We start from the raw sequence: 4,976 nt of genomic DNA, 5'->3' as shown, positions 1-4,976 counted from the left end.
CAAGGTCGGCCTGCGCTCGTAAGACCGTCGCGAGGTCTACCTTGCCCTGGGAGTATCCCGCCGTGCCGGAGCGCACGAGTGCCTCGGCCTGAGGTAGGAGGCGCCGCCGGATAAGGTCGATGGTCTGGCGACTACCCTCTGCACCTGCCGCGGCATCGGCGAGATCGCCCTGGATCTGCTGTTCCCGGGCACCGAAACGAGCTCGGGCGGCATTCGCTTGAGCGGTGGCCTCCCGGGCCTGGGCGTCTCGCAAACCCCACTGGAGCGGCACCCTCATGCCGATCCACGCTTGATACCCGGTTGGTCCGTAGCTTCCCCGGTCGATGGCCCCTGCGCCCACGGTGACGTCAGGATACCAATTCCGGTCGGTCAGAGCCCTGTTTACATCGGCGCCGCTGATCGCGGCTGCGTCCGCTGCCAACGCCGGACTGACCTGCCGGGCACGGGCAGCGAGTTGGGTGACGTCCAGTACCCGTGGGTCGGGAAGCGGCCGCAGCCGTTCCGGCGCTGTGAGGGCGGCGTCTGCCCTGCGGTTCAGGAGGGCGTTCAGCTGACCTCGAGCACTGCGAAGGGAGGCCTCCAGGCGTAGGACTTCGGCTGCCACCCGTGTGGCCTCGACCTCGGCCCGGATGACCTCTCCCTGTTCGCCACGGCCTCCTGCATACCGGTTACGGGAAACCTGGGTGATGCTAGTCATCGCCCGCTGTTGTTCTGAGATCCGCCGGACTGCTTGGTGGGCTGTGTAGTAGCGGGCGAAAGCCACCTTTACCTTTTCGACCAGTTCAACATCGGCCGCCTGAGTCTGGGCTGTCATTTGGTCGACCTCGGCACGGGCACCCTGGCGCCTGAGGTCGCGTCTGCCCCAGAGCGGGATCTCCTGCTCGAAGCTGTAGATCATCTTGTTCCGACGCGGCCCGCTCGGCATGTCGATTTCATCCGACATCACCCGGACGGTGGGATCGGGAAGTGATCCGGCGATTTCGACACGGGCCCGTGCGGCGGCTGTGTCGAGCGCTCGTGCGGCAAGATCGGGGCTGAGGTGCCGGGCAGCACTGAGCACGCTCTCCAGGGTAGCCCCAGGGAGAACGCCGCCCTGGGGTTGCTGGCCCGTTCTGGACTTCCCGAAGCCTGGTCCAGCCAAGGCGGTGAGTGTCAGCCCGACGACGAGGACCACACCCAGCTTGCGCCGGGCGCGGCCCAGGGGGCGCGTAGCCTCCCGTGGCAAGTAGGACATCTCATCGGGCCGCGTTAAAGGTGACCGTGGTGCGAACGGTCTCGGCCTCGCCCTGGACCTTGGCGGCAAGCGTTAGGGCCCAACTTCCGGCCATGCCGGTCTCGATGACGAAGCGATAGGTGCCCGCTTGCTGCCCGGGCTGGGGGGCAACATTGCCGGTCATCGTCGGCATGCCCGAGGGTGCCATGTCGGCCCTGGTCTGGAAGATGACGGCGTCCGGTACAGGATGGTTGGCTGGCACCTGCAGCAGGCGGACCGTGACATCGGTCTTGCTGGGGCCAGCGGCTCGGGCGCTGACCACCTCGAAGCGGTAGTCCGCCGCGGCAGCTTTGGCGCCCGAGGTCATCAGAGGAGGCGTGGCCGCGGTGACGGCGCCGACTACAGCAGCGCGCAAGAGCTTGGAGAACATCGTTATGTCCCATTCCGTGGGCGACCCGTACTGTGGCGAGCAGCCATTGCCGTCTGGAACCCGCTCCACCCCTGACGGCAACCACGCAGCAGACAGGATCGCCCGCAGAGAGGTAGCCAACTAGGAATCTGAGCAGGGAGAAGCCACCGCAGCCGGAGGGCGCGCGCGGCTTAGATCAGACGAGGCGAATAGGAGGTCCGATGATGGGTTCGGGCGAGACGCCTTCAGACAGGCCGGTCTCAATCCAATAGCAAATGGAACCCCAGGCCGAGTGCTCCACCGTTCGTGTGGCTGGCGGAGGAAGCACCATCGCGAAAATGCAGCCCAGGTCCGTCATACATCCTGGAACCTGGTCGTTGCAGGGCGGCGCCGATGTCTCGTGGCACGGCATCGCAGCGCCGCTGCTTCCCACCTCGTCAGCCATCATGGTCATGCCAGCTGGGACCGCCTTGGCAGACAAAGGAAGGTTCAGCGCCAGACCAGCACCCAAGAAGGCGCAAATCGTGATCACAGCAATGACCAGCCACGAGAGGCGAGAGGACATGACGCTAGCTTAGTCCTGGACCGACACGTTTCAAAGAACCCAGCCAGGGAGAAATCCAGGCCTGGACCGGGAGGTCTTGGCCCTCTTCAGGAATAGCGAGGGTCAATGCCGTGCCCAGACCCTGTTGCCGCCAGCCCCACCGAAAACGACGACCTGATAAGGCGTGCCCGGGATGTCCATGCCAGGGGAAGAAGGCGGCATTCCCGGTGCAGCAAGACCTACCGCGCGGGGGCGCTCCAGAAGGAGGCGGCGGACGTCACCTGCGGGGACATGCCCCTCGATCACGTAGCCGTCCACAACAGCCGTGTGGCAGGACTGGAGGGTGTCTGGGACGCTCCTGGCGGACTTGATGGCTGCGAGGTCACCGACGTCGTGCACAGTTGCCTGGAAGCCAGCGGCGCGCATGTGCTGAACCCATCCCTCACAGCAGCCGCAGTTAGCATCTTTCCAGACCTCGAGCGCGGTGCCCAGGGCTGCCCCGGCGGACGTGAGTGGTGCCACTGCCGCGGCCAGGCCGAGACCCAGGATCGAACGCCTGCTGGTTAGGGGCGAAACGGCTGTCGCGTTCATCACGTAGCTCCCTGATTGACTCGGTGCGCCGCGGCGCCCGGCGCTTCTCGTCTCGGTTGCTGCTTCTTCGCCGATGCGGCAGGGGCAGCAATACCCTGAGTTCCTTCGGCGATCTCGTCCAAGATGGGACATTTTGGCCAGTGGTCACCATGGCAGGCCGCTGCCATGCCCTCCAGAGCTTCGCACATCCGTGTCAGCTCCCTGATCTTAGCCCGGAGCTCGGCTACATGCTCCGTCGCGATCCGCTTTACGTCAGCGCTGGCCCGATCCACATCCTGCCAGAGGCCGATAAGCAGCTTGATGCGATCAAGCGGAAGTCCGAGGTCCCGTACCCTGTGAACGAACCTCAGCGTTCCGACATCGGCCTCCGAGTAGATCCAGTAACCAGCCTCGGTCCGACCTGCCTTCCCGAGAAGACCGATACTCTCATAGTACCGAAGCATCTTGGCTGAGACGCCGGACGCTCTGGCCGCCTGCCCGATCTGCATCTTCCACCTCCGCTTCAAGACCACGCAGCCCATGGCGCCGCAGAGATGGGGTTTCCCACTGTGGGAAGGTCAAGACCGAAGCAAGGTTCCGATGGGCAAGGAGAACACTTGACCTTCCCACAGTGGGAAACCCCAGCTTCTGAGCCTCGTAACAGCGGCTCCCCCAGGAGCGGGCGGAACCAGGGGCGGCAGAGTTGAGCGGTCAGCACTCCGGCTACGTCGACGGAGCAAGAGCATCGATGATGCGGCACTCCGCCACCTTGCCGTGGCGGCACTGCCCGATGAGGGAGTCCAACTCCCGACGCAGTGCCTGGAGGTCAACGATCTTTCGGTCCACTTCGCCCAGGTGCTCGCGGGCGATGACGTCCACGGCATCGCAAGAGCGATCCCGGTCCTCGGCGAGGTCCAGGAGGGCGCGGATCTGGTCCAGGGAGAAGCCGAGGTTGCGGGCGCGCCTGATGAAGCTCAGTCGCCCGAGATGGACGTCATCATAGATCCGGTAGTTCCCAGTAGTGCGCGCGGGTGCTGGAAGGAGCCCCACGCGCTCATACCAGCGGATTGTTTCCACCTTGGTGTCAGTCGCCTTCGCAAGGGCACCAATATTGAGCGGTTTTTCGACGAGCATTCCCTTGACCCTGTAGCGACCACAGGGTCCATATAGGGTGCCTTCGTCTCCCGCAGCAACCGGCGGGGAGATGCCCGGAAAGGGAAGGCAAGCGATGACGAACCGTGAAAGCACGACGTCCGGGACGCAGGTCGACCTGCGCTACCTCGTCCATGGCATGGACTGCACCAGCTGCGCCCTGAAGATCGAGGACGCTGTCGAGCAGCTGGGTGGCGCTGAGGACATCCAGGTCAACTACAAGACCCAGGTTCTGGAACTCCGGCTGGATGAGGCGACAACGCCCCGCGCAGCCGTCGAAGAGAAGATCCAGGGCCTTGGCTACCGCGTCGCCCCGCTCGTTTGACCTGGGCAGAGAGCACAAGGCGATGGCAGACGGCGGAACGGTCAACGTAGACCAGGGGGCCCGAGCGGTCCTTCGATACCATGTCGAGGGTATGGATTGCCCCTCCTGTGCCTCAAAGATCGAAACGGCCGTCAGCCGTTTTGGGGGCGCCGAGGACATACGGGTCAACTACTACGCCCAGGTCCTAGCCTTCCGGCTGGACGAGGCCGCCACGCCCCGCTCAGCCGTTGAGGAGCAGATCCGCAAGCTCGGTTATGGCGTCGCCCCCGTCGAGCCGCCGCGGGTTGCCACCGGTGAACCTAGTGCCGTCGTCGAGGACGAGAGAGCCAGTCGCGTCCGCCAACCCTGGTGGGGGGGCACCAAGGCCCGCTTGGCTGCTCTCATTGGCATCCTGACAGTCGCCGGGTTCGCCGTCTCGCTCGCCGCCCCAGCCCTGGACCACTGGGTTTACCTGCCCGCTGCCCTGCTCGGCCTCGGCTACTTCGGCCGCAAGGCCATCGCCGCGGCGGGCGCCGGGTCGCCCTTCAGCATTGAGATGCTGATGTCGATCGCGACCGTCGGCGCCATCGCCATCGGTGCGACCTCCGAGGCGGCGGTGGTCGTGTTCCTCTTCACCATTGGCGAGCTGCTCGAGAACGTCGCGGCCGGGCGGGCCCGGGCGGGCATCGAGGCGCTCGGCGCACTCGTGCCGCGGACTGCACTGCTGCTAGAGGACGGCACAGCCCGCGAGGTCCCTGCCGTCAGCCTGAAGGTCGGCGACCTT

The 4,976-nt window shown here is 65.4% G+C and carries 8 protein-coding genes; 2 read left to right on the top strand and 6 right to left on the bottom strand.

Annotated features, from left to right (window positions below; all coding sequences use genetic code 11):
- From D9599_RS30130 to D9599_RS30105, 6 genes are all read right to left on the bottom strand, one after another.
- Window positions 1-1,060 (bottom strand): TolC family protein (locus D9599_RS30130; RefSeq protein WP_198385029.1); only part of this gene is annotated, 1,060 nt, incomplete at its 3' end.
- Window positions 1,061-1,235: 175 nt separating this feature from the next.
- Window positions 1,236-1,643 (bottom strand): FixH family protein, encoded by a 408-nt coding sequence (locus D9599_RS30125; RefSeq protein ID WP_198385028.1) that lies wholly within the window; start codon window positions 1,641-1,643, stop codon window positions 1,236-1,238.
- Window positions 1,644-1,818: 175 nt separating this feature from the next.
- Complete coding sequence (locus D9599_RS30120) at window positions 1,819-2,187, bottom strand: hypothetical protein (RefSeq protein ID WP_198385027.1); 369 nt, start codon at window positions 2,185-2,187, stop codon at window positions 1,819-1,821.
- 102 nt (window positions 2,188-2,289) lie between these two features.
- Window positions 2,290-2,757: a DUF411 domain-containing protein gene (locus D9599_RS30115; protein ID WP_198385026.1), complete on the bottom strand. Its 468-nt coding sequence runs from the start codon at window positions 2,755-2,757 to the stop codon at window positions 2,290-2,292.
- Window positions 2,757-3,245 carry a Cu(I)-responsive transcriptional regulator gene (gene cueR / locus D9599_RS30110; RefSeq protein ID WP_198385025.1) on the bottom strand — a complete coding sequence of 163 codons (489 nt, stop codon included), beginning with the start codon at window positions 3,243-3,245 and terminating at the stop codon, window positions 2,757-2,759. Before cueR ends, D9599_RS30115 begins: the two co-directional genes overlap by 1 nt.
- A 214-nt stretch (window positions 3,246-3,459) precedes the next feature.
- Complete coding sequence (locus D9599_RS30105) at window positions 3,460-3,870, bottom strand: helix-turn-helix domain-containing protein (RefSeq protein ID WP_198385024.1); 411 nt, start codon at window positions 3,868-3,870, stop codon at window positions 3,460-3,462.
- A 94-nt stretch (window positions 3,871-3,964) separates the two neighbouring features.
- Here D9599_RS30105 and D9599_RS30100 point away from each other — a divergent pair, with 94 nt between their 5' ends.
- Together D9599_RS30100 and D9599_RS30095 are read left to right on the top strand one after the other, a co-directional pair.
- Entirely contained in the window at window positions 3,965-4,213 is a 249-nt protein-coding gene (locus D9599_RS30100; RefSeq protein WP_198385023.1) for a heavy metal-associated domain-containing protein, read from the top strand.
- A 22-nt stretch (window positions 4,214-4,235) separates the two neighbouring features.
- Window positions 4,236-4,976 (top strand): cation transporter (locus D9599_RS30095; RefSeq protein ID WP_232481126.1); only part of this gene is annotated, 741 nt, incomplete at its 3' end.

The sequence above is a fragment of the Roseomonas sp. KE2513 genome (assembly GCF_016107305.1).
Classification (GTDB): domain Bacteria; phylum Pseudomonadota; class Alphaproteobacteria; order Acetobacterales; family Acetobacteraceae; genus Roseomonas.
The sequence above is the reverse complement of the archived record's forward strand: the minus strand, read 5'-3'. Positions and strand labels throughout refer to the sequence as shown.